Consider the following 22,987-nt stretch of genomic DNA (forward strand, 5'->3'; position numbering starts at 1 on the left):
TCTTAGTTTTTGGTTGGGTATATCGGCTCTCCACTTTCTAGCGGTCCGTCCGTGGAGTCCAGAGTAAACCCAAGCATTCGGTATGGGTTTGAATCCTCGAAGAAGAATTGCATTTCCAGCCATTCTCCTGATTTCTCTCCCATTAGCCTCAATTTATATTCAGTCATTTTTTTTCTCTTTGCTTCATAAATAAATAGAGTTCCGTCATTTTCCAATATATCAGAAAATGTATCCTTCAGTTTATCAAATCCCATTTTATCGATCAGCTTTGGAGAGAAATTTTGCTTTACTTCTTCATCTGACACATCCTCTCCCTTTTGAATAATGTCCATAAACCAGAGGATTCTGGATCCCGCAGGACTTTCTTCCAGTTGCGCCAGGCTTTGCTTGCCGATAGACTGAGCTTGAATTAAAACACTTAGTCCTATCAGCATTAAGTAGATAATTGACCTCATTACTATTTTGATTTGTTGTACAAACGCACAAGTTATTGAATTAGTTGTTGTTTTGTACAAGTAATTTGTTAAAGCCTGTTAAATAGCTAATTACATGCCTTTTAGGTATTTTTTTAATAAAAACTGCAATTACGAATAATATTTGTAACTATTTTTACTGCAATTACGAATAATATCATCAACGGCACTAAGCCACAGCAGAGATGAAGAAAACAAAACTTGGAGAATTTGAGGAATTGGTCCTCCTGTCAGTAATCGTCTTACGCGAAGAAGCGTACGGCGTTGAAATTAAAAAGGAACTAGAAAAACGCATGGACGAGCAGTTGAGTGTGGGGTCTATCCAATCAGCACTTAAGCGAATGGAAGAAAAAGGATTCCTCACCTCAGAATTTGGAGAGGCTACTCAAAAGCGAGGTGGTAAACGCAAGAGGATATATAATGCAACCCCTTATGCGGAAAAAGTGCTCAATGAAATCAAAGCCATACGTGAAGGCTTTTGGTCAGAAATAGCCATTCAAGGGTTGAAAACTATCTAATTCATGAGCGAGATAGTACCTCCAAAATGGTCCAGAAGATTACTTCGGCTCTTTATCCATGGTGAGTACCTGGAAGAGATTGAGGGAGATCTGGAAGAAGTATTCTTCGATGATTTGGAGACCTATTCAGTAAAAGAAGCCTACAGACGATACAATGTTGGAGTCTTAAAACTTTTCAGAATAAGCTTACTCAAAAACTTAAAATGGATTTATAAAATCGGACTAATTGTAACTATTATGAGAACCATCAGACTTGCATTCAGAAACCTTATCAAGTTCAAAACGCATTCAGCCATCAACCTGATTGGACTAGCTATCGGACTGGCTTTTGGGGGCTTGATTTTGCTATATGTGCTTGATGAAGCTTCATTTGACAACTTTCATGAAAAGGGAGATCGCATCTACAAAGTGGTCACCGCCTCTCCGGAAGGTGGAATGGAAACCAATGCGCATCCTATCGGATATCAGCTTCGAACCAAATATCCCGAAGTAGAGGCTGTATTATATACCAGATGGGCAGCTCCCAGTTTTAAACTCAATCACAAAGACAAGCGATACGAGCACAAAGTGTACTATGCAAGTGAAGAGTTCTTTCGCATCTTCTCATTTCCTTTAAAGTCAGGCGATCCTGAAACTGCACTAAAAGATCCCTATTCTATTGTAATCACAGAAAGCATCGAAAATGTATACTTTGATGGTTCTGCTCTGGGACAAACGGTAACGCTTAGGGATTCGGTCGACTTCAAGGTAACCGGCGTGGTGAGGGATTTACCCGAAAATTCGCACATACAATTTGAAATGCTGATGTCATTTTCAACCTTCCCAGATTTTAGGTATTTCAGCTACAGCGATGGCTGGGGAAATTTTGACATTAGAAATTATATCCTCTTGAAAGAAGGTGAAAATCCCGATCAGTTTCAAGCTAAAATCACTAACATCTACAATGAGAATATCGGAGAATGGCTGGAGGAGATGGGCGTTGCGTTTACTACAAAGTTGATTCCTCTAAAGGAAGTCTATTTAGGTGAACGTTTTTATAATGGCTTTGGCCCGAATGGTTCTAAGAAGCGAGTGAAAACCGTTTCTATTATAGCCATATTCCTGATCATTCTTGCATCGATTAATTACGTCAATCTAAGCACTGCACGATCCGCCTACCGTTCCAAGGAGGTTGCTATGAAAAAGATCGTTGGATCTTCTAAAAAAGGAATCATTGCACAATTCATGACCGAATCCACACTTTTGACTTTCATCGCTTTTGGATTCGCGCTAATACTAATCTTTAGCATTCTTCCATTCTTCAATGAACTGATGTCGAAGAACTATGATTTGGGCTCCTTCTTAAAATTTGAATTTTTGGCCGGCATTTTAATCCTATTGCTGCTGGTTTCATTCTTGTCCGGCTACTATCCTGCCATGGTTATTTCCGGGCTCAAACCTTTAAATGCCTTAAATGGGAAATTAGGGAAAAGCAATCAGGGGTTGAGTTTGCGGAAGATGCTTATTACTATCCAGTTCTTCATTTCATCTACATTGGTTCTGGCGACCATTTTGGTAATCAGTCAAATCAACTTCATGCGAACGCAACAGTTGGGATTTGACAAAGAGCAAATGTTAATCATAGACGCAACAGATGTGCCCAGAAATGGAGCCAGAATGGTGCTAAAAAATGATCTCAAAAATCTTCCGGGTGTACAGTTTGTTTCACATACTAACGCTCTTCCGGGGCGGCCGGGTTGGCAGGGACAGTGGGCATATCCGGGCAAAGAAGAAGGCGAACAGGTGGACACAGAATACATGGCGATAGATGAAAACTACATCGATGCATTGGGTCTAAAACTTATTGCTGGTAAAAATTTTGAGAACAGCAAACCTTCCGAACTAAAAGAAGGACTGATTATAAACGAATCGTGTGTGATTGCAATGGGTTGGAAAAACCCCGAAGATGCTATTGGTAAACGTATTGTATCACCTTCAAAAACTCCGGAAGGAACAGTGATAGGTGTGGTAAAAGACTACCATGGACTTGGTTTGCAGGATCAAATCTGGCCAAAAGCCATGGATTATACAGGCGACAATTATGGAAGGTATTACGCCATTAAATATGACGCGGCACAGACTTATGATCTGATCAAAGCCATTGAAAAATCCTGGGATCAGACTTTCAATAGTTATCCATTGGAATATTTCTTCCTTGACGAAGATTTTGACCGGCAATACCGAGAAGAAAATCAATTAGCTAAAGTGCTTTCCATCTTTGCCATTATGGTGATCATTGTTTCCGCGATAGGTCTTATGGGTTTGATTTCATTTGTCGCATTGAGTCGGACCAAAGAGGTAGGCATCAGAAAAACAATGGGCGCGACAATTCCGCAAATCATTCTGATACTCTCTAAAGAGTTTATGTACCTCGTGTTTATTGGGAATTTGCTCGCCATTCCATTGATATGGTATTACGGCAATGAGTGGCTCAATGACTTTGCATATCACATGAGTATCAACCCTATCATCTTCATCATTACTATTCTGATTACCTCAGTGATCGCACTAATCACTGTTGGTCTTCAGACCTTCAAAACGGCAAAGATGAACCCGGTGAATGCGCTGAGATATGAGTAATCTCAAATATTGATATGAAACGCACGATTTCTGTGCGAAATTTGTATCATAATTATGGAAACGATGCAAAAACTGGAAGTAGCAACAAGTCTTCACTGCCAGGGATGTGTGGATAAGGTAAAACCTTCGTTGGATGCCAGTGACAAAATCTCTCATTGGCAAGCCGACATTAACGGTGAAGTGAAACTTACCGTGGAAGGATCAATTTCCGAAGAGGAGTTAGACGCACTACTTCAAGAGAAGGGATATCATGTAAAATCAAAAGGAGGATTTTGGTCTGATCGTGACAAATGGAATCGTGCATCCTTCAACACTTTAAACTGTTTGATTGGATGTTCGATTGGAGATTTTGGAATGGTGTTTTTCCTTCAAGCCTATTACCCTGCCACACCAATCATGTGGCAAATGATTTTAGCTATTATAGCTGGTCTATGTACTTCAATATTGCTAGAAACAATCATACTAAAGAGCAGAGAGCATTTTTCATGGTCATTTGCTTTGAAAACAGCCTTTGGAATGTCATTCATTTCCATGGTAGCGATGGAGCTAGCTATGACTAGCACCGACTTTATGATCACCGGAGGGAAAGCATCTTTTGACGACCCGACGTACTGGCTGGCTTTGATTCCGGCCTTGATCGTAGGCTTTTTGACACCACTACCATACAATTACTACAAACTGAAAAAATTTAACCAAGCCTGTCACTAATGTCTGGAAGAATCGTAATCGCCTGTTATAGACCAAAACCTGGTAAAGAAAAAGCACTGGAAGAGCTTTCAAAAACCCATGTCGAGCGATTGAAAAATGAAGGTTTAGTCACAGAGCGTATGCCAATTGTCATGAGAGCTAATGAAGGAACCATCGTGGAGGTGTTTGAGTGGAAGTCTAAGGAAGCCATTGAAAAGGCACACGAGAATCCGGTGGTTCAAAAAATGTGGGGTGAATATGCTGAAGTTTGTGAATACGTCCAACCTATCAGTATTGATGAATTCCAAAACCTTTTCTCGGAGTTTGAGCCTATTAATTAAACCTTAACCAATTAACAATCGTATCTTTGCACCAGTGCGCATCTTCAAAAACATAGCGAACACTCTTTTAGCAATCACTTTGCTGATAGCCACCACGGGCATCACATTGAATAAGCATTATTGCATGGGCAGACTTAAGTCTATTGCAGTGAACGAGCATGCTGAACAGTGCTATGATGGAGAAGAAGAACGAATGCCATGCTGTAAGGACACCAGTGAGCAGTTGAAAGTCGAAGAAATTACCACAGTCAATTTTGATTTCGATGCTTCTCCTGATTTATACCAACTGGCCACTATCTACTTTGTATTGCTTCAGGATGTAGATTTTTCTGAAATCGAAGATTCTGACTTTCAGCACTACTCTCCTCCTCTGCCCAAAATAGACTTTCAGGTAGATCAACAAGTATTTCTCATATGATTTAAGGTCGTGCTGAACTTGCTGGTCATCGGCCGATTGAATTCAGCATCTATCTCGAAATAGTCCCTTGTTCCCTACGGAACAACTTCAGGGAGACACTTCAATATTCATACGATGAAAAAATTAATATATCTAATACTTATAACATTATGTTCAGCTATTCAGGCCCAAACAGTTCGCGGCATGGTAGCAGATCAAAATCACCAGCCATTGATTGGTGCGACGGTGATGGAACTGGGCACTCAAAACGGTATTGTCACCGCCGCAAGCGGTAGTTTCACGCTTAAACTCTCATCTAGGGACAGTAAGTTGGTCATTTCGTACTCAGGCTTCCTCGCTGATACGGTTAGCGCTGACTTATCAAAGATGATGCACATTATGCTACAGGAAAATACTGCTGAGCTGGACGAAGTAGTGGTGCAGGCAAGCAGCACCTTTGTGGATGACCTTGAATCGAAGCATATAGAAGTCATTACTGAAGCCGAGCTTACCAAGGCTGCCTGCTGCAACCTATCGGAAAGTTTTGAGACCAATGCTTCGGTTGATGTTTCCTTTACAGATGCAGTAAGTGGGGCGAAAACCATTCGCATGCTTGGCTTAGACGGACGATACGTTCAGATTAATCGGGAGAACGTTCCAAATGTGAGAGGACTTTCCAGCAGGTATGGATTGTCTTACGTTCCCGGCACCTGGGTTCAGTCGATAGATGTAGGCAAAGGAGCAGGAACTGTAGTTAATGGTTTTGAATCAATGACGGGACAAATCAATGTGGAGCTGAAAAAGCCGGAGAACAGTGAAAAACTTTACCTCAATGGATATGTAAACTCATTCGGCCGATTAGAGATCAATGCAAATCATGCGAGAGACATCAATGATCAATGGAGCACGGCGGTGCTATTGCATTCTGACTATTTCAATAATGAGGTAGATCAAAACGATGACGGGTTTATGGATATTCCTAAAGGCCGTCAGATCAATGTGATGAATCGATACAAATATCGGGGTGAGAAGCTCGTTTCGCAGATTGGATTTACGCTTATGCGAGACGAGAAAGCCGGCGGCCAGCTTGGATTTGACTTTGGTGATGACTTTCGCTCGACACCTCAATACGGCTTTCAAAATCAAACCACAAGAGCTGAGGTTTTCGGAAAAATCGGATTGTTATTTCCACACAAACCTTATAAAGGCTGGGGATTCATTTATTCCGCTTCCTATCTCGATATAGATGCGGGCTTTGGGAGAGATAATTATGAAGGAACTGAGACCACTTTATATGGTAACGTAATCTTTCAAAACATCATTGGTAACTCCTTTCATCAATACAAAACAGGTGTAAGTATCCTGTATGATGATTTTGCTGAAGTGTATGCGGATTCCGCTTTTAGCAGGCAGGAGGTGGTCCCGGGTTTGTATTATGAATACACCTATACCCCGGGCGAGAAGTTCACAATGTTGCTTGGAGCACGTGGTGATTTTCATAATCTCTACGGCACATACTTTACACCCAGACTCCATACACGTTATCAGTTTTCTGAAAACACCACGATCAGAGCAGCCATCGGTAGAGGATATCGCACGCCCAATACCATAGTAGAAAATAGCAACATTCTGGTATCTTCTCGAAGGCTCATTATTGAGGAAGCTCCGGAGCCTGAAGTATCGTGGAACATGGGAGGCAGCATGACTACCTCGATTCCTGTTGGTGATAAGAAATTGAACTTGATTGCCGACTATTTCTATACACGGTTTGAAAACCAATTGATTTATGATATGGACCAAAACTCAAGTGAGTTGCGCGTCTACAATCTTCGAGGAGATTCATATGCTCACAGCTTTCAGCTGGAAGGGAACTATCAATTCTCAGATCGATTGAGTGCCAAAGCCGCCTATAAATTTTATGATGTGCGAGCATCGATAAATGGTGAGGTGAGACAGGTTCCGTTCAATTCCCGGGATCGATTTTTCCTGAATACAAGCTATGCCACCAAGTTCGATAAGTGGGAAGCGGACGCGACTTTGCAGTGGTTTGGCTCGAAAAGATTGCCGGACACATCAGACAAACCAGTGGAATTTCAACGAGACTCGGCCACACCGGATTTCTTTCTGCTCAATGCGCAGGTCAGTCGCGGCTTCCGCTGGGGTAATATTTATTTGGGCTCAGAGAACTTACTTGGTTTCACTCAGGACAATCCAATTATTGATGCACAAAATCCTTTTGATGATAACTTTGATGCTTCAATGGTCTGGGCACCTGTGGCAGGCCGCATGATATATGCAGGATTTAGGTATAAGATCAAGCGATAATTAAAAAGAAATTAGATTTTTAGACTTTAGATATTAGATATGAAAAATTCAATCGCAATTATTACAATGCTCTTGTCAATTTCAGTATTTGGACAAAAAGAACCAGTTGAGGTTGACGATGGCTTTAAGGTGGAAATTAAGACTTCAGCTATTTGCGAAATGTGTCAATATGCTTTGGAAAAGGATTTAGCTTTTGAGAAAGGTGTGAAAGAGGCCACTTTGAATCTAGATGACAAGGTGATGAGTATCACCTACAATCCGAAGAAAACAGACGCGCAGACTTTGAGAGAACGAATTACCATGGTTGGTTATCATGCAGATACACTTGCACGAAATCCAATTTCCTATGATAAACTACCAATGTGCTGTAAAGATGGTGCCCATGGGACTCCTATTCCGCAGGTACCATTGAAAGGTGAAGGAGATAACTAATTACTTTTTTTTCAGCTTGGAATAATTTCTTGCTGAACTACAGTAATCCAGAAAAGATCGATTTAAAGACTCATCGTTGAGTCTGGAAACATAGCTAGCAATAGATTCACCGCTATCTGCAATATTGTCCTTTCGGTTTTCGCTTGATTGATCAAGATTTAAAATGAGTCGCTTGATCGAGCTTCTCAACTCTCTTTGCTGAGAGAAGCTTTTAAGATGTATCATGTAGTAGCTGGTTATCTTGAATCAAATGAAAAACAATTTTGTCAGAAACACTACCGTATTTACCACTATTTTTCGCTACGATTCAAATCATTACTTACCAGTAATGTAGGGTTAAAATTGCGTTGTGTTGGAATCCACAATTGGCATTAATCTGGCATTTAACTCAATCCATCTTCTAGCACAAATCCTTTGCCGTGGATATTCACAATCTGAACAGATGGATCGGCCTTTAGATACTGCCGGAGCTTGTGAATGAATACATCCATGCTTTTCCGATTGAAAAAATCGCTTTTCCCCCAAACATTTTTAAGTGCCTTGCTTCGATCCAGCACTTCATGTTTATTCTCACAGAGGAGCTGTAGTATTTTAGCTTCTTTCTCAGTCAACCGCTGAGATTCACTACCAAAGCTCAAGAGCTGATTATTGAAATCAAAATGGTACTTCCCTATATGGTACCCATTATTCTTTTCTGGAGCCTTTACTGTTGCGCGTTTGATTAATGCCTTGATTCTGGCTATTAGTAACTCCTGATCGATGGGCTTTACAATGTAATCATCACATCCAAGTCTAAACCCTTTGAGCTTGTCGACCTTCAGTGCTTTAGCTGTGAGAAACATAAATGGAATGCCGGGATCTATATCCCGAATTTCTTTAGCCAAAGTAAATCCGTCCTTCAAAGGCATCATTACATCGAGAAGACATAAGTCAAATGTGTGTTCCCGGAAGGTGCGCAATCCCTCCTCCCCATCCTTTGAACGGGTGACATTAAAATCATGAAGCTCCAGGTACTCCTGCAGGATGTATCCAAAGCTTTCATCGTCTTCGACCAATAGTATCTTACCCATACTTAGCTAAATGGAAAATATAATCGGAATTCACTACCCTGATTCAACGTACTGCTAAGGTCAATTCTCCCTTTATGCTCTTCGATGATCTTCTTTACATAACTCAGTCCCAGTCCAAATCCCTTAGCATTTTGAATATTGCCGGATTCGGCTCGATAGAATTTATCGAAGATGTATCGTTGAATTTCCTTTCCTATTCCTATACCATTGTCCTGAATGGAAATCTCAATTCCTTGTGCATGATCAGAGGTAGTAATAGCGATCTTGGGAACATCAATGGTGTATTTGAGTGCATTATCAATTAAATTATAAATGATGTTTACCAAATGAGTGCCGTCAGCCATAACTTCTGATTGTGTAGCATTGAGGTGAAGCGATATCGCACCTTTCCTTTTGCTCACCATCAACTCCATACTCTCTACTACACGCTGAATTACGTCATGTACATCCAGCCTCTTTTTTTCAAGTGTAAAATTCCCCGAATCGATCATCGCAATCTGTAAAACCTTGTCGACCTGACCTTCAAGTCTTTTTGCCTCCAGCTCAATCAGGTTTAGATAATTCGCTTTCTTCCTTTTTTCTATTTCAGGTTTATCGTTTTTCAGCATGCTTGTAGCTAGTGCAATCGAAGCTATGGGTGTTTTAAACTCATGAGTGAGGTTATTAATGAAGTCGTTTTTGATCAGAGACAATCGCTTCTGCTTTCTGATCACAATAAGTGTATATGCAAAGCAGCCAATTAATAGCACGATGAAGATCACAGACATTATTAATGCACCTCTTGATTGGGCAAATACGTAGGCTTCCTGATCCGGAAAAAACAAAGCAAGATGTAAGTTTCCACCTGAGGAGCATGTTAGGTTTGCCCAACCATGTCCCCTTTCTTTAGGGTTGTCACAGCTCACGAGTTGAAACTCTAAACTTTCTCCATTATTTCCCATAACGTAGTTGAAACCCTCAGAATCATTTTTATGCATGAATACGGCATATTCATATGACAGGTCAATTCCATGCTCTTCAAAAATGGGAGCGAAAATACTTCTCAGATGCTTATCCATAATAGGATCTTTTAGGTTGTCCGTATGAAGAATCCTGGCTTGTGCCTTTCTCAGTTGATCTGCGTGGTAAGGATTAATCAAAAACTCCTTTGAAATTTTGCTGGCTGCCAAGTCCACTTTTTGAAGAAAGATTTGCTTGTTGGTCTTTAGAGAAGATCTCAGGTTTTGTATCTGCAAAACGGAAAGGCCTACGAGTGCCAGAGAGGCTAAGCCTATTACGATAAAAATTGCTCTTTTAGATAATTGCATTGTAGATGCGCTTAATAGAATATTTAAATAACGGATAGTTATGCTTTAAATCAAGGTATTTGGCTGATTTAACTCTTTTTTAACCAAATTAACTTTTCGTTATGGGTATTTAACTAACCGTTATTCTTCTTGCCTCGATTCATGCCGTATTGTTGAGCAAACAATATCTAACATGAGCATCTTTTTCAATCTAAGCATCCGTAATTTCCTTAAATCAGTGGGTTTGAATAGTCTTAACATACTTGGGCTTTCGCTAGGCATCATAGCCGCGCTCCTTATTACCGTATACGCTGACCATGAATATCATTACGATCAATTTCACCAAAAGGCATCCAATATCTACCGAATGGAAGCCAAAACCAATGGAGAGGCCTGGTTTTCAAATCTGGGTGTGGAACATTCACGGGAATTGATGTCAGGAGCTCATCCTGAAGTGATAAATCGTGTCCTCTTGAACCGAGCATCGAAAGCTTTTTTCAGTTTTGGAGACAGAAAATTTGCAGAAACAAACATTGTACAGACAAATCCGGGATCTGATTTTTTTAAGCTCTTCGACTACAAGATTCTTGAGGGAAATATGGAAGCACTTCTGACTGACCCGAATGCTTTAGTTCTTACCAAATCAACTGCTGCTAAATATTTCGGCGAGGACTCTCCTATCGATCAGGTACTCACCCAGGACACCATTCAGTACAAAGTGACCGGCGTAATCGAAGACCTTCCCTCCAACACGCATCTTAACTTCGATATGATCTATACCAATGCAGGCTTGTATGATCGGGAACATCATCATTCACAGAACTATTTTGAATTGGTGACAGATGTAGATATCGCACAGCTTGAGGAGAAGATTAAAAATATGGATGTTGCCATCAACGAATTCCATAAGCTATCGGAAGTGAAATTGATGCCTGTTTCAGACATCTACCTGAAATCTGACGCTGCATTTGGCACTGGAGGTAAAGGGGATCCGCTACAGCTCAGGGTGTTTTTGATTGTAGGCGCTTTAATCTTACTCATATCAATCACAAATTATGTAAACCTGTCGCTTGCTATTTATCTGGGTAAAGGCAGAGCTGTTGGCATTCGGAAAGTATTTGGCGAGTCTAAAGCACAAGTGGTCCGAGCGTTTATCTATGAGTCACTTGCCACCATGCTCCTTACCGTGCCAATCATTCTAATTGGTTTCAGTTTTGCTCTGCCAGCCATGAATATTCTGCTGGATGTGAATCTGGAAAATGTGCTACTTCACGCTCCTATTTACATTTTTGGGACGATTGGGTTGCTTGCAGGCATCAGCATACTTACTGTGTTATATCCCGCACTCGCGCTAAGTAACACCGATGTGAATTCGCTGATGAAAAGTAAGTCTGCTATGAACATCACTGGAGGAACAAAATACCGAAATGGTTTGATATTCTTTCAATTCATTCTCCTGTTTACTTTGGGTATTTCGGGCTGGTTCATGAATCAGCAAATCAGGTATCTGGATAATAAAGAAATGGGGTTTGATGCAACTAATGTAATCAAGGTCACCAATGCCTATGAGATTGGAGAGTTCTCTAACTATGAGCTATTAAAAACCAAGCTACTCACCTACCCTCAAATCGGAGGAGTTGCCTTTGGGCCCATGATGGGAGATGGCATGAATCCTCTCGCCTACAAAGTGGAAGGAGTCGATGAAACGTATGAGAACCTTCTCTCCTACGGCGTGGATATCGACTATTTTGATGTGATGGGCATGGATTTGACGCATGGCGATTTTAAAAGTGTGCTACAATCCTCAGAAGCTGGTCAGATCGTTTCCCTTGTGAATCACAGTTTCATTAATCGCTTTGGATGGCAAGACGAACCTTTAGGTAAGAAAATCATTTTACGACCAGGAACAGAAAATGAACTCAATAGAAAAGTATCTGGCGTATTCAAAGATTTTCACTTTTACACATTGAAAGAAAAGATCACACCGCAAATCATTTCTCTACGCACAGATCCGCAATTTGTAAACACCAATATCCTGGTTAAGTCCAATATTGAAAACTTTGAAGAAGTGGTCAATATCATTGAAGAACAGTGGTATGAAATCCAACCAAATGTTCCGATGGAGTACGATTTGATGGATGACGCAATCAAGCGTATGTATGCCAAAGAGCGACAAACCGGGCAAATCAGTATTACATTTTCTGTATTAGCCATCAGTCTCTCCGTTCTAGGCCTGGCTGGTTTTATGATCTACATCATAGGACTCAAGTCCAAAGAACTTACCATCCGTAAAGTGCTGGGTGCATCACTTCTCAGGATCATTGGTGTGCTGAATCAAGACTTGTGGTTTATCGTCCTCACAGCCGCCATATTGGGAAGTTTGTTCAGCTATCTGGTGGTCAGCTCGTGGCTGGAAGACTATGCTTACACAATTGACATGAACCCTTGGGTCTATCCTTTGGCTTTGATTTTGGCCTATGTAATGATCTTCGTAATCACGGCAACACGATCGATAAAATGGGCACGAACCAACCCAGCGCTCACCCTCAATGATGAATGACGTAAATATTTCAATTAGGTACTTAACCTTAGGCATTGATTATCGTTATCCTTGCCTTTGGAAAGTATCAACGTGAAAGTATATCAAGACCTTTTAGCATCATTTGAAGAACAATCCCAACAGCTCTCAGCGAGTGATCGTAGAATCAGCTTGTATAGATTCTTTCTGGCCATAGCGGTCATTGCTCTTGGCTATCAATACATCGATTCAAACAACTCAGTCCTCCTCCTACCTATCGCTTTGATTGCTTTGGTTTTCATCCTTTTGCTTCGAAGACACCAGCGCATAAGGTGGGAGAATAATCTGACTAAAGCCAAAATTGAAATCAATAAAGATGAATTAAGTTATTTAGATAAAGGAGAATTGCCTTTTGAGAACGGTGAAGAATTCGTTGATACACATCACGACTATTCATACGACTTAGACTTTTTTGGCGAACATTCTATTTACCAGCATCTTAATCGCACGGGAACAGTTACCGGCGCGCGGGTTCTTGCCAATTCATTATTGCATATACTACCAAAGGAAAAAATCGAACAAAATCAGCAAGCAATAATTGAGTGCAAAGACCAGCTTTTCTGGCGTCAGGAACTACTTAGTCTGGCGCGTTTGAGACCGGATAGTCATGAGAGTGTAGAAGACTTGTTGAATTGGGCCAGTAAAAAGCCAGCAAGAATTACCCGCTTTTTAAGCATAATTTCTTACCTAAGTCCAGCGGTAGTTTTTATCACATTCGGAATCTACCTGTTTACTCCAAACAACCTCATGGGTAATATCTGCCTCCTGATTTCACTTTTCAATCTTGGGCTGGTTGGTACCCAGTTCAAATCCATAAAAAATGAGCTTGTCACCACCACACGCATTGAACAAATTCTCAAACAGTATGCTTTGCTTCTCCGGAAAATCGAAAGCACGACCTTTCAATCTGAAGAACTTAACAGGCTGCAGCAAAAGCTTATTCAAGTCGATCATAAAGCAAGCAGTAGTATACATCAATTATCATTGCTTTTTGGACGACTTGAACATGTACAAAATATCTTCGCAGGACCAATATTGAATGGCCTGGTGTTGTACCATTTACATGTATTGAAGGGTTTATCGAGTTGGAGGAAAAAGTATGCTACCCATATCGAAGACTGGTTGCAAGTGATTGGCGAATTCGAAAAATTCTGCAGTCTGGCTAATTTCAGCCATAATAATCCACACTTCACATTTCCTGAAATAAATGACAATCAACACATTAGCTTCGAGGAATTGGGTCATCCGCTCATCCAGCAAGAAAAAAATGTAACCAACTCCATTGGCTTCCAGCCACAATCCTTCTTTATACTTACAGGTTCGAATATGTCCGGAAAGAGCACTTTCCTTCGCACGTTGGGTATCAATATGGTGTTGGCCGGAATTGGTGCACCTGTTTACGCGAAGAAAGCTTCCGTTCATCCATTGCCTGTACTTGTCTCGATGCGCTTGTCCGACTCGCTTACTGATAGTGAATCTTATTTTTATGCAGAGGTGAAGCGGCTCAAGTATATCATGGACAAACTTGAAGAACAGCCCTGTTTTGTTTTGCTCGATGAGATTTTGCGGGGAACAAATTCTGATGATAAAAGGAATGGAACCATAGAAGTCATTAAAAATATGGCCATTCGAAAGGTCATTGGAGGTATCGCTACACACGACCTGGAGGTCTGCAATGTGGTAGAGCAGTTTCCTGATTCATTGACGAATAAGCGGTTTGAAGTGGAGATCATAAACAATGAACTGGTTTTTGATTACAAACTCAGAGCCGGAATCTGCGAAAACAAAAGTGCGAGCTTCATCATGAAAAAGATGGGAGTGATTTAAACCAGATCAAAAGCCTCAGCAAATCTGATAAGATTACAAACCTCTTTATATCCAATTTAGCCATGTTCGTCTTATAAACCTGAACGGTAAGGTTATTAAGATGTACGAAAAGCCTGAATCCAACTCGTTTAATATCAGCGATATAGCCAGCGGCTCATACATCGTGCTGATTAATTCGAAAGACAGTGTATTTTATTCAAGACTTCACATTGATCATTAAGAACCACTCAGGTGGGAATCTGTCAAAAGATGACGGACGCAGCAAAAAGGCCTGTCTCAGAGATAGGCCTTTTTATTTTTGGCTTATGGTTATCTAACTTTAACATATGCGCCTCTTACTCACCACCGCTCTTGTCTTCATACTCAATTGCTCCTTCTCGCAAAATAAAGTGGAGAATGATCCGAAAATCACCGAACTCGTGATGTCCATGTCACAACGCTCGCTGGTGATGCCCGGCTATTTAACTGACCTCAAAGCTTTGATTGCCATTCAAGCCTATGAATTTTGGAAAAATGGAGCTGTAGAACCGTATGTTTCTCATTTAAATGTTTACAAAGCACTTTATGAGGCTAACAAATACCTGGGTTATGATTCCTTACGAAATCGAGTTTATAATCAGGTAGGATTTCATTCCAACCGGGTCACTTCAGTTGTTTTTGGAACTGACCCTAACTACTACTTTTCATCTTCAGCAGATGGTAGCGTATTAAGATGGGATGTAAGGAATCCTACAGGCATTCCCGAGACAGTTTATGAGTCAGATAAGATTATCCAATCAATTGAGATTTCAAACGACGGTAAAGTGTTGATGGCCATTTTTTACAAGCAAGGATTAGCGCTAATTCCGACAAACGAAAATCCGCAAGAAGATCTCACTGTTCTGGAAGATCCTGAGCCTGTTCAGACAGCTACATTTATTCCGAATGAGAGAAAGTATCTCAGCGTTACCGAAGATGGAGATTTGTTACTCAAAGGATTCAATGCTCAATCTGAACAAGTGGGTAAGACCTCTCTTAAAGTGAACAAATTGAAGGTGGACGAGCAAGACGGCACCATCTATGCAGGAACTGAACAAGGTGTACTTGAAGCTTGGGAGAAACCATATGAAGTCAAAGAAAGTCCGGTAGAAGATTTAATGAAAAACTGGAAGCAACAGTCCTATTTTGGGTATAAGCTTGGATCATTTTCGATAAAATGTCTTGATGTAAGTCCAGATGGCAATACCCTTGCAATAGGGAGAGATCGAGGTGATGTGATATTGTGGGATATAAAAAAGAAGGAACTTATCCGCGTTATCAATGGTCATCAAAGTACAGTCACAGACATCCAGTTTCATCCAAAAGGAAATCTCTTACTCACAACAAGCCGAGACAGAACAGCCCGAATATGGGATCTTAAGGACTCCAGAAAACTACCAATAATACTAGATGATCATGGTGATTGGGTATTTACGGGAAGCTTTAATCCAGCAGGCACACAAATAATTACCGGAGGTGGCGATGAATACATCCGTACCTGGCCAGTTGATCCGGCTTATTTTGCCTTTCGCATATGCGCAATGATCGAGCGACCTATGTCCAGGGAAGAATGGAATGAGTTCGTGGGGAAAGATATCCCATACCAGATAACGTGCAGTGATTAGTTGATCCCAAAAATTAGCACCCTTATCGAAGATCAGTTTTATGTCTGAGTAGAACAGACTTTCTTGGTGTTTCAAAACCTAACCACTAGAACTCATGCTAAAGCAATTTTCACACTCACTACTCACATCAGAAGAATTGGTTGTCATAGCCGAAAGGATGATACAGGCTGCTACCACTACTTCTCTAAAAGCCACACTCGAAAAAAGAATCAAAAAGACCACCGAAGCATCGAATGTCTTATCAGAAGCCTTGAATGAAAGCCTCTCTAATGTATATGCTTCTCGTGTTCAGCAAGCAGATCTGATCAGAGACGATGCATTCCAAGCCTTCAAATACGGAGTGCTATCTGCGTCCTACCGAACTGAACCTTCTATCAAGGCAGCCGGTGAAAAGCTGGTCGAAATAGTACGTAAACGAGGCTTCAGCCTTTACAATCTCGGGTATATCGCCCAAAGTGAAGCCATGAGAAGTTTGGTAGAAGATCTCAACAGATGTTCATCTGAAATTTCTCATGCCGGAGTGGCTGATCTATTGGAAGAAATGCTTAACGCTCATGAGCAATTTAATCTGGTCTATCATGAAAAAATCAATGATGGAAGTACCGCTGAAACACCACAAGTGGTTGTTTGGAAAACGGAACTTTCTAAACAGATCACCTTATTCTTAAACCATGTTGAATTGCTGGACGAAGACAAGGAGGAAGGAATCAACAAACTGGTTGAGAAACTCAACTCCATCATTACGGACATGATGAAAGAAGCAAAGGAACGTCAGAAGGCTACTTAATAATCCATTTGCTGTCTCTACAACAAACCCTTTTCCATTGATCTTACGTTTGGAAGTGAAATGAAAAAAATCGCTGTACTTATACTTTTCGTGTGGTCGTGTGGAAGTACCACGCCAACTGCCCAGCAAGTGGTAGACAAAGCTATTAACGCCTCTGGAACTCAAGTTATTAGAAATGCTAGTGCCACTTTTACCTTTCGCAACATTCGATATGAATATCAAACCTCAAACGGAAGGTTTACTTACACACGTATTCAATCGGATAGTCTGGGGAATGAAGTGAAAGACGTGCTCACCAATGATGGTTTGAAGCGATTCACCAATAATGAAGAGACTAACATTACTGAAGAAAAAAGAGTGGCATACACCAGCTCCGTTAATTCCGTGATATACTTTGCCTTTCTTCCATCTTCTTTGAATGATGCTGCCGTAAATAAGACATTGGTTGGTACGGTGGAGGTCGATGGCAGGAGCTATTACAAAATCAAGGTAACCTTTGATGTAGAAGGTGGCGGAGAGGATTATGAAGATGTGTTTTACTATTGGTTTGACACAGTCGATTATAGCATGGATTACCTCGCCTACAGCTACAATGAAGACGATGGCAAAGGCATTCGATTTAGAGTAGCCTACAACTCGAGAAAAGTCAATGGTGTTACCATGCAAGACTATCGAAACTTAAAGCCTATCATCAAAGAAAGTGTGCCTCTATTATCAATAGACCAGGCATATCAGGATGGTAAACTGGAAGAATTATCACTCATTGAACTTGAAGATGTTGTAATTTCGATTCAATGAAATTACGGTACCTACTACTCGCATTGATCATCAGTCAATGCTCGCAACCTAAAGAAGAAACCTCAATCCCATCTCAAGAAGTGCCTGGCCCGACTGGTGCTAACTCCAGCCTCCCTTACCTCATCAGAGGTGAAGATGAAAATTTATATATATCATGGATTGAAAAGGCAGACTCAAACCAAATTGATTTTAAATTTTCAATCCTACAAGGAGAGAGTTGGTCAGATCCAGAGCTAATCGCAAAAGGCGATAACTGGTTTGTAAACTGGGCAGATTATCCCATGATAGCTGTGGATCAGGAAGGAAACAAAATCGCACACTATTTAGCCAAAAGTGCCGCGGGTACCTATTCATATGACGTTAATGTTGTGATAAAAGCAAAGGACTCATCACTATGGTCCAGACCATTGGTTCCTCATACAGATGGCACACCTACAGAACATGGATTTGTGACGATGCTTCCCAACAATGATGACTCCTTCACATTAGCTTGGTTAGATGGAAGGAATACAGGTGGCAGTGATCATAGCGATCATGGAAATGGTGGAGCCATGACCATGCGCACTGCTGTAATTGATATGCAAGGAAATCTATCACAAGAAAACGAACTGGATGGACGCGTGTGTGATTGCTGTCAGACCGGTGGGGCTATGACCAGCGATGGACCCGTTTTTGTTTATAGGGATCGTTCGGTGGACGAGGTACGTGATATGGCTTATGTTTCGAAAATCAACAGTGAATGGATGGAACCTAAGCTTGTGGCTATGGACAACTGGAGCATTGCGGGTTGCCCCGTAAATGGTCCCAGAATGGACGCAGCAGACAGCACAATTGCTGTAGCCTGGTACACAGCCGCATTAAGCCAACCTAAAATCAAAGTGGCCTTCATAGGCAACGAAGATTTTGAAACACCAATAATAATTGACGAAACTTCACCAGTGGGCCGTGTAGACTTAGTGATGATCAATGATCAAACAGCCGCCGTTAGCTGGCTGGACGGTGGAAATAAGCCAGCAATCAAATATCGCACGGTCAACAAAAATGGCTCTATGTCTCCGGTATATGTGGTAGCCGAAACCTCAGAAGAACGAGGAAGTGGTTTTCCTCAAATGGAATATCACGACAATGCCCTCTACTTTGCCTGGACAGAGATGGGAGATGTCGATCAAATCCGTTTGAAGAAAATCACTTTGGATTAACTGGCACGTTTCAATCCAAAAAGTGGCCACAACAGCTTTACTCCTCGAATCAGAAATTCATAGATTAACCAACTAATTCCGAACTTTCCTATCAGTAGTAGACTGAATTTTGGTTAGAAGATTCCATCCCAAATCGCAGATATAGAATTCAATAATAATCTTGATAGTCTGGTGAAGAATGTAGAACGGGTAAACGGCCTGCTTTGCATAAGCTAGAGCTTTACTTTTTTTGTTTAAATACATAGATGCCAGACCGAAAAAAGTCAAGATCCAAGCCCACAAGTTGGTCACTTTTATCAGTGCTTCACACTGAAATGTACTACTATGGAATCTTCAAAGGAAAGCCAAATAAATAGCAGTCCGTCAAAGCATACTAATCCCACCTTAAAATATGAGCAAACCTAACACAATGACTCTGAGCCAGTCCAGATCGTATCGGCGTATCTTTTCCAATGATTATACTGACTTTGATTTATTCGTAGCGTAAAGAATCCGATGGGTTCGAAAACGTAATCTTAGCTACCGCCGAACTTACACTCAATAGGGCTACTGCAAGCAACGCTAGACTTGCCGAAATAAAAGGCATGATTCCAAATGGTGCTTGGTACGAAAACTCGCTGACCCAACTTTGCATAAACAGATAGGACAATGGAAGTCCGATTATAAGTGCCACAGCTACAAGTTTCACAAACTGACCCAATATCATACGCATGATTTGAGTAGAACTTGCTCCTAGTATTTTTCGCATGCCAACTTCCTTAATTCTGTGATTTAGTGTTGCGATGGCCATACCGAGCAGCCCAAGGCAGGCCAGCGCTACTGCAATGCCTGTAAAAACAGAAAATATGTTTAACGTCTTTATCTCACTCTGATACAGCTCCCCCAATTGCTTATCAAGGAAGTAATATTCAAATGGCAATTCTGAGTTTAACTGGCTGTAGATCTTCTCCATTTCACCCATTACACGACCAAACTCTTTTCCATCCAACTTCACCACCACATGCCCGGCTCCATAAGGATCTACCACCATGAGCAGCGGCTGAATTTCAGAATGCAATGACCTGTAGTGAAAATCTTTTACCACACCAATAATTTGGCCTTCGTAAGTAGTGTCATTATCTACCCAAACAAGCTGTTCCCCGACGGCACGCTCAAGATTCAGCTGTTTTGCTGCTACTTCATTAATGACGAAACTAATGGTTGCGGTATCAGTAGCATATGAAGAATTAAACATACGTCCATCCACTATTTCAAGTCCGAGCACCTCTTCTATTCCAAAATCCACTATTACCTCAGAAAAGTCGATCCTATTTTCAGGAAAGTTCTTGGCATAGGCTGGATGTTGGTTAAACTGATCGCCCGGAAGGTTGGAAATCATGCACGTGCCACTCACTCCAGACAAGGCTTCTATTTGCTGGCGAACTGCATATACTGTAGGTAGGTCTATATCTCCCAATTCAACGCTAATGGGGATATTGAAGGAAACAACGGCTTCTTTATCAAAACCCAGCTCCTTATTCTTCATGTAATCAATCTGGCGAAAAATGATCAGGCTACCTGTGATTAAAATGGCTGAAACGGTGAACTGAAGTACAACGAGGGCACTGCGCATTCGGACTCCCTTGCTGGAAGTAGTGAGTTTTCCTTTCAATACTTCTGTAGGCTTAAAGGAAGAAAGCGCAATAGCTGGATAAAATCCGGCCAACAATCCCAGACCTACAGCTAATCCAAATGACTGTAAAAGAAACGTTGGATTAAAAATTGAATCAACGGAGAAGTTTTTACCGGACAAGAAATTAAAGCCATCAAGCAGAAGGTAAGAAATCCCCAATGAAAAAATCAGTGCCATTAAGCAGAAAATGATCGACTCGAGGTAAAACTGCATAGTAAGGTTTGTAGAGACTGCTCCCAAGGTCTTTCTTACCCCAATTTCCTTAGCACGCTCTAATGATTTGGCAGTCGTCAGATTCACGTAATTGATTCCTGCAATAGCCAGCAAAAAGATAAGAGTAGCAGTCAAAATGTAGACATACAAAATGTTGCCGTTATTTTCCAACTCCCACCGCAAATGTGAGGTTAGATGGATATCTGTAATGGGCTGAATGCCAAAATAACCGATCGTTCCTTCCATCAATCCATCCAGTCTTTCCTGACTCCAGCCCAGATAAGGTGCTACCCATTCAGGTATTTTAGACTGTAGTTCAAGATGATCTACTCCGGGTTTGGTTTTGATGTAATTGAAGTGACCAAAGTCCGCCCAGGTCATCCAACTATCATTGGGATTGATCTGCTTTAGTGTGATGTATGGAATGATTGCATTGAAATGGAAATGTGAATTTTTAGGCATCCCTTTTACAACCGTAGTTACCATAATCGGCATATCATTGAGTTCAAGCTCACGACCGACCGCACTGGAATCACCAAAATACTTCCGTGCCATCTCATCAGTGATGATCAGGGAAAAAGGTTTGGTCAACGCTTCCACATCACCTTCCAATATTTCAATGTCAAAAACATCAAAAAAGGTAGAATCTGTAAAGAAGAAGTCTGGTTCCTCAAATAGCACATTGGTTTTAGGATTCTTAACCCTCACGGACTCTTTACTTAGTCCAGGCCCATACCAGGGCGAGATTGATACGGCCGACTCAATTTCAGGCCAATCCTCGACAATGGCTTGAGCCATTGGATGTGGCGTTCGGGTCTGTGGGTTTTCACCTAACCAGGTAATTCGGTAAACTCGATCAGCATCTGGAATATCCTTGTCATAGGACAATTCATTTGCTATGAAGAGATAAATAAAAATGCTACATACAAATCCGACAGTGAGTCCGAATATGTTGATCAGAGAAAAGAAGCTATTCCGTTTCAGATTTCTGACAAATATTTTTAAAAAGTTGAGAATCATGTCACGTTTCATTTTGAGGTTAAAAACATGATTCAAATCAAAGGCACCTCTCCCACCTTGTGGTGCTTTCCGTTCGGTTAGACGTTCTTCCCCATAAGTCAGAACGTTCTTTGCACTCCTATAATCAGACGGAGTTAGACCTATACGCTTCTTAAACGCCGTATTGAAGGCAGATTTTGAGTTATAGCCCACGATTGTGGCGATGTTCTCAATTTTCACTTGCTCATACTCTTGCTGTCTCAGCATTCTGCAAGCTGCACGTACTCGGTAGCGAGCCAGCAGATCCTGAAAGCTAATCTTTAAGGATTCATTGAGTACCTGAGAAAGATGATGAGTAGTTGCTCCCAGCTCTTCAGCAAGCGAGCTGAGAGAAGCATCGTCTCTCTGGTAAAACTTATTCTTATCCATTATCGCTTCCAGTTTTTCAAGTATTGCCGACTTGATGGCTGGATTCAGCGTTGACTTTTTATACTTATTGCCAATGGGAATTGCGGTGAAAAAACTTGATTCATTGAAGATTTGATAGAGGATTTGTGCGAGGTAAACCAAAAAGAGAATGGAGTAGATCAGAGTCCCTAATTCAAGAAAGAATATTGCGAGAAAGACTAGATTAAATGCTGCGAAATTTCTAAACCAGGCTATGCGTCCACCCGGATTAAGGAAATATGAAAATCCCCTGGATCGGCTTTCATCCAACATTAGCTTCAATACATTTCCAACGTATGCAATAACAAGCAATCCAGCGGAAGCTTTCAAAAGAGACACATCTATAGCTGCAAACAAAACACCAACCATGACAAGCACTGGCATCAAGTGTACGACCTTAATCCTTTTCTTTTGAAAGAAGAATGCGTTGCAGTAAAGAAAGAAAGAAACCGCAGCAGGAACGATAAAAATCAACGTGATCGAAGGGTTTTCAAATTGCTTCGATCCGAATGCACATAAGTATGCTAGCGTCAAGAGTCCGAGCCATCGACCGGATGGATACTTATTTCCGATCAACAAAAAACCAGTGAGTCCTCCTAAAATGAGCACACTCATGGTAAAAGTCTCTAGCCATGGAAATGTAAGCCACTGATCCATGAATCAAAAATGGCAAATA

Annotated in this window: 19 protein-coding genes; 14 read left to right on the top strand and 5 right to left on the bottom strand. The window is 41.1% G+C overall.

All coding sequences use genetic code 11. The features are described 5' to 3' along the window. Nucleotides 1–2 precede the first annotated feature (2 nt). The gene (locus ACL8WY_RS02970; RefSeq protein ID WP_436516874.1) at nucleotides 3–455 is read right to left on the bottom strand and encodes a hypothetical protein; all 453 of its coding nucleotides are present in this window, start codon (nucleotides 453–455) and stop codon (nucleotides 3–5) included. Nucleotides 456–658: 203 nt separating this feature from the next. On the opposite strand from ACL8WY_RS02970, the gene ACL8WY_RS02975 reads away from it, so the two are divergent. The 7 genes from ACL8WY_RS02975 to ACL8WY_RS03005 all read left to right on the top strand — a co-directional run bounded on the left by ACL8WY_RS02975 (nucleotide 659) and on the right by ACL8WY_RS03005 (nucleotide 7,792). Then, nucleotides 659–991, top strand: coding sequence for a PadR family transcriptional regulator (locus ACL8WY_RS02975; protein WP_436516876.1), 333 nt, complete (start codon nucleotides 659–661; stop codon nucleotides 989–991). A 3-nt stretch (nucleotides 992–994) separates the two neighbouring features. After that, entirely contained in the window at nucleotides 995–3,610 is a 2,616-nt protein-coding gene (locus ACL8WY_RS02980) for an ABC transporter permease (RefSeq protein WP_436516878.1), read from the top strand. Nucleotides 3,611–3,673: 63 nt separating this feature from the next. Continuing rightward, the gene (locus tag ACL8WY_RS02985; protein WP_436516880.1) at nucleotides 3,674–4,318 is read left to right on the top strand and encodes a DUF4396 domain-containing protein; all 645 of its coding nucleotides are present in this window, start codon (nucleotides 3,674–3,676) and stop codon (nucleotides 4,316–4,318) included. Further along, nucleotides 4,318–4,638: an antibiotic biosynthesis monooxygenase gene (locus tag ACL8WY_RS02990; RefSeq protein ID WP_436516882.1), complete on the top strand. Its 321-nt coding sequence runs from the start codon at nucleotides 4,318–4,320 to the stop codon at nucleotides 4,636–4,638. Before ACL8WY_RS02985 ends, ACL8WY_RS02990 begins: the two co-directional genes overlap by 1 nt. Nucleotides 4,639–4,672: 34 nt before the next feature. Beyond that, a complete protein-coding gene (locus tag ACL8WY_RS02995; protein ID WP_436516883.1) occupies nucleotides 4,673–5,056 on the top strand; it encodes an HYC_CC_PP family protein in 384 nt (127 codons plus the stop codon). A 114-nt stretch (nucleotides 5,057–5,170) separates the two neighbouring features. Continuing rightward, a complete protein-coding gene (locus ACL8WY_RS03000) occupies nucleotides 5,171–7,360 on the top strand; it encodes a TonB-dependent receptor domain-containing protein (RefSeq protein ID WP_436516885.1) in 2,190 nt (729 codons plus the stop codon). 39 nt (nucleotides 7,361–7,399) lie between these two features. Next, on the top strand, nucleotides 7,400–7,792 hold the full coding sequence (locus tag ACL8WY_RS03005; RefSeq protein WP_436516886.1) for a heavy-metal-associated domain-containing protein: 393 nt from the start codon (nucleotides 7,400–7,402) through the stop codon (nucleotides 7,790–7,792). Here the strand turns inward: ACL8WY_RS03005 and ACL8WY_RS03010 are convergent, their stop codons facing one another. From ACL8WY_RS03010 to ACL8WY_RS03020, 3 genes are all read right to left on the bottom strand, one after another. Beyond that, entirely contained in the window at nucleotides 7,793–8,017 is a 225-nt protein-coding gene (locus ACL8WY_RS03010; protein WP_436516888.1) for a hypothetical protein, read from the bottom strand. It lies immediately after the preceding gene. Between the two features lie 158 nt (nucleotides 8,018–8,175). After that, complete coding sequence (locus ACL8WY_RS03015) at nucleotides 8,176–8,862, bottom strand: response regulator transcription factor (RefSeq protein ID WP_436516889.1); 687 nt, start codon at nucleotides 8,860–8,862, stop codon at nucleotides 8,176–8,178. A gap of 2 nt (nucleotides 8,863–8,864) precedes the next feature. Continuing rightward, complete coding sequence (locus ACL8WY_RS03020) at nucleotides 8,865–10,169, bottom strand: sensor histidine kinase (protein WP_436516890.1); 1,305 nt, start codon at nucleotides 10,167–10,169, stop codon at nucleotides 8,865–8,867. A gap of 172 nt (nucleotides 10,170–10,341) precedes the next feature. Here ACL8WY_RS03020 and ACL8WY_RS03025 point away from each other — a divergent pair, with 172 nt between their 5' ends. The 7 genes from ACL8WY_RS03025 to ACL8WY_RS03055 all read left to right on the top strand — a co-directional run bounded on the left by ACL8WY_RS03025 (nucleotide 10,342) and on the right by ACL8WY_RS03055 (nucleotide 18,980). Continuing rightward, the gene (locus ACL8WY_RS03025) at nucleotides 10,342–12,708 is read left to right on the top strand and encodes an ABC transporter permease (protein WP_436516892.1); all 2,367 of its coding nucleotides are present in this window, start codon (nucleotides 10,342–10,344) and stop codon (nucleotides 12,706–12,708) included. Nucleotides 12,709–12,780: 72 nt separating this feature from the next. Beyond that, nucleotides 12,781–14,553, top strand: a complete 1,773-nt coding sequence (locus ACL8WY_RS03030; RefSeq protein ID WP_436516894.1) for a MutS-related protein — start codon at nucleotides 12,781–12,783, stop codon at nucleotides 14,551–14,553. 100 nt (nucleotides 14,554–14,653) lie between these two features. Next, the gene (locus ACL8WY_RS03035) at nucleotides 14,654–14,773 is read left to right on the top strand and encodes a hypothetical protein (RefSeq protein ID WP_436516896.1); all 120 of its coding nucleotides are present in this window, start codon (nucleotides 14,654–14,656) and stop codon (nucleotides 14,771–14,773) included. Between the two features lie 106 nt (nucleotides 14,774–14,879). Next, complete coding sequence (locus ACL8WY_RS03040) at nucleotides 14,880–16,196, top strand: WD40 repeat domain-containing protein (RefSeq protein WP_436516898.1); 1,317 nt, start codon at nucleotides 14,880–14,882, stop codon at nucleotides 16,194–16,196. A 94-nt stretch (nucleotides 16,197–16,290) separates the two neighbouring features. Then, complete coding sequence (locus ACL8WY_RS03045) at nucleotides 16,291–16,983, top strand: DUF6261 family protein (RefSeq protein WP_436516900.1); 693 nt, start codon at nucleotides 16,291–16,293, stop codon at nucleotides 16,981–16,983. Between the two features lie 60 nt (nucleotides 16,984–17,043). Further along, nucleotides 17,044–17,781, top strand: coding sequence for a DUF6503 family protein (locus tag ACL8WY_RS03050; RefSeq protein WP_436516902.1), 738 nt, complete (start codon nucleotides 17,044–17,046; stop codon nucleotides 17,779–17,781). Then, a complete protein-coding gene (locus ACL8WY_RS03055) occupies nucleotides 17,778–18,980 on the top strand; it encodes an exo-alpha-sialidase (RefSeq protein WP_436516904.1) in 1,203 nt (400 codons plus the stop codon). Before ACL8WY_RS03050 ends, ACL8WY_RS03055 begins: the two co-directional genes overlap by 4 nt. Nucleotides 18,981–19,452: 472 nt before the next feature. Here the strand turns inward: ACL8WY_RS03055 and ACL8WY_RS03060 are convergent, their stop codons facing one another. Next, nucleotides 19,453–22,968: an ABC transporter permease gene (locus ACL8WY_RS03060; RefSeq protein ID WP_436516906.1), complete on the bottom strand. Its 3,516-nt coding sequence runs from the start codon at nucleotides 22,966–22,968 to the stop codon at nucleotides 19,453–19,455. Between the last annotated feature and the right edge of the window lie 19 nt (nucleotides 22,969–22,987).

The sequence above is a fragment of the Ekhidna algicida genome, from assembly GCF_051379705.1.
Taxonomy (GTDB): Bacteria; Bacteroidota; Bacteroidia; order Cytophagales; family Cyclobacteriaceae; genus Ekhidna.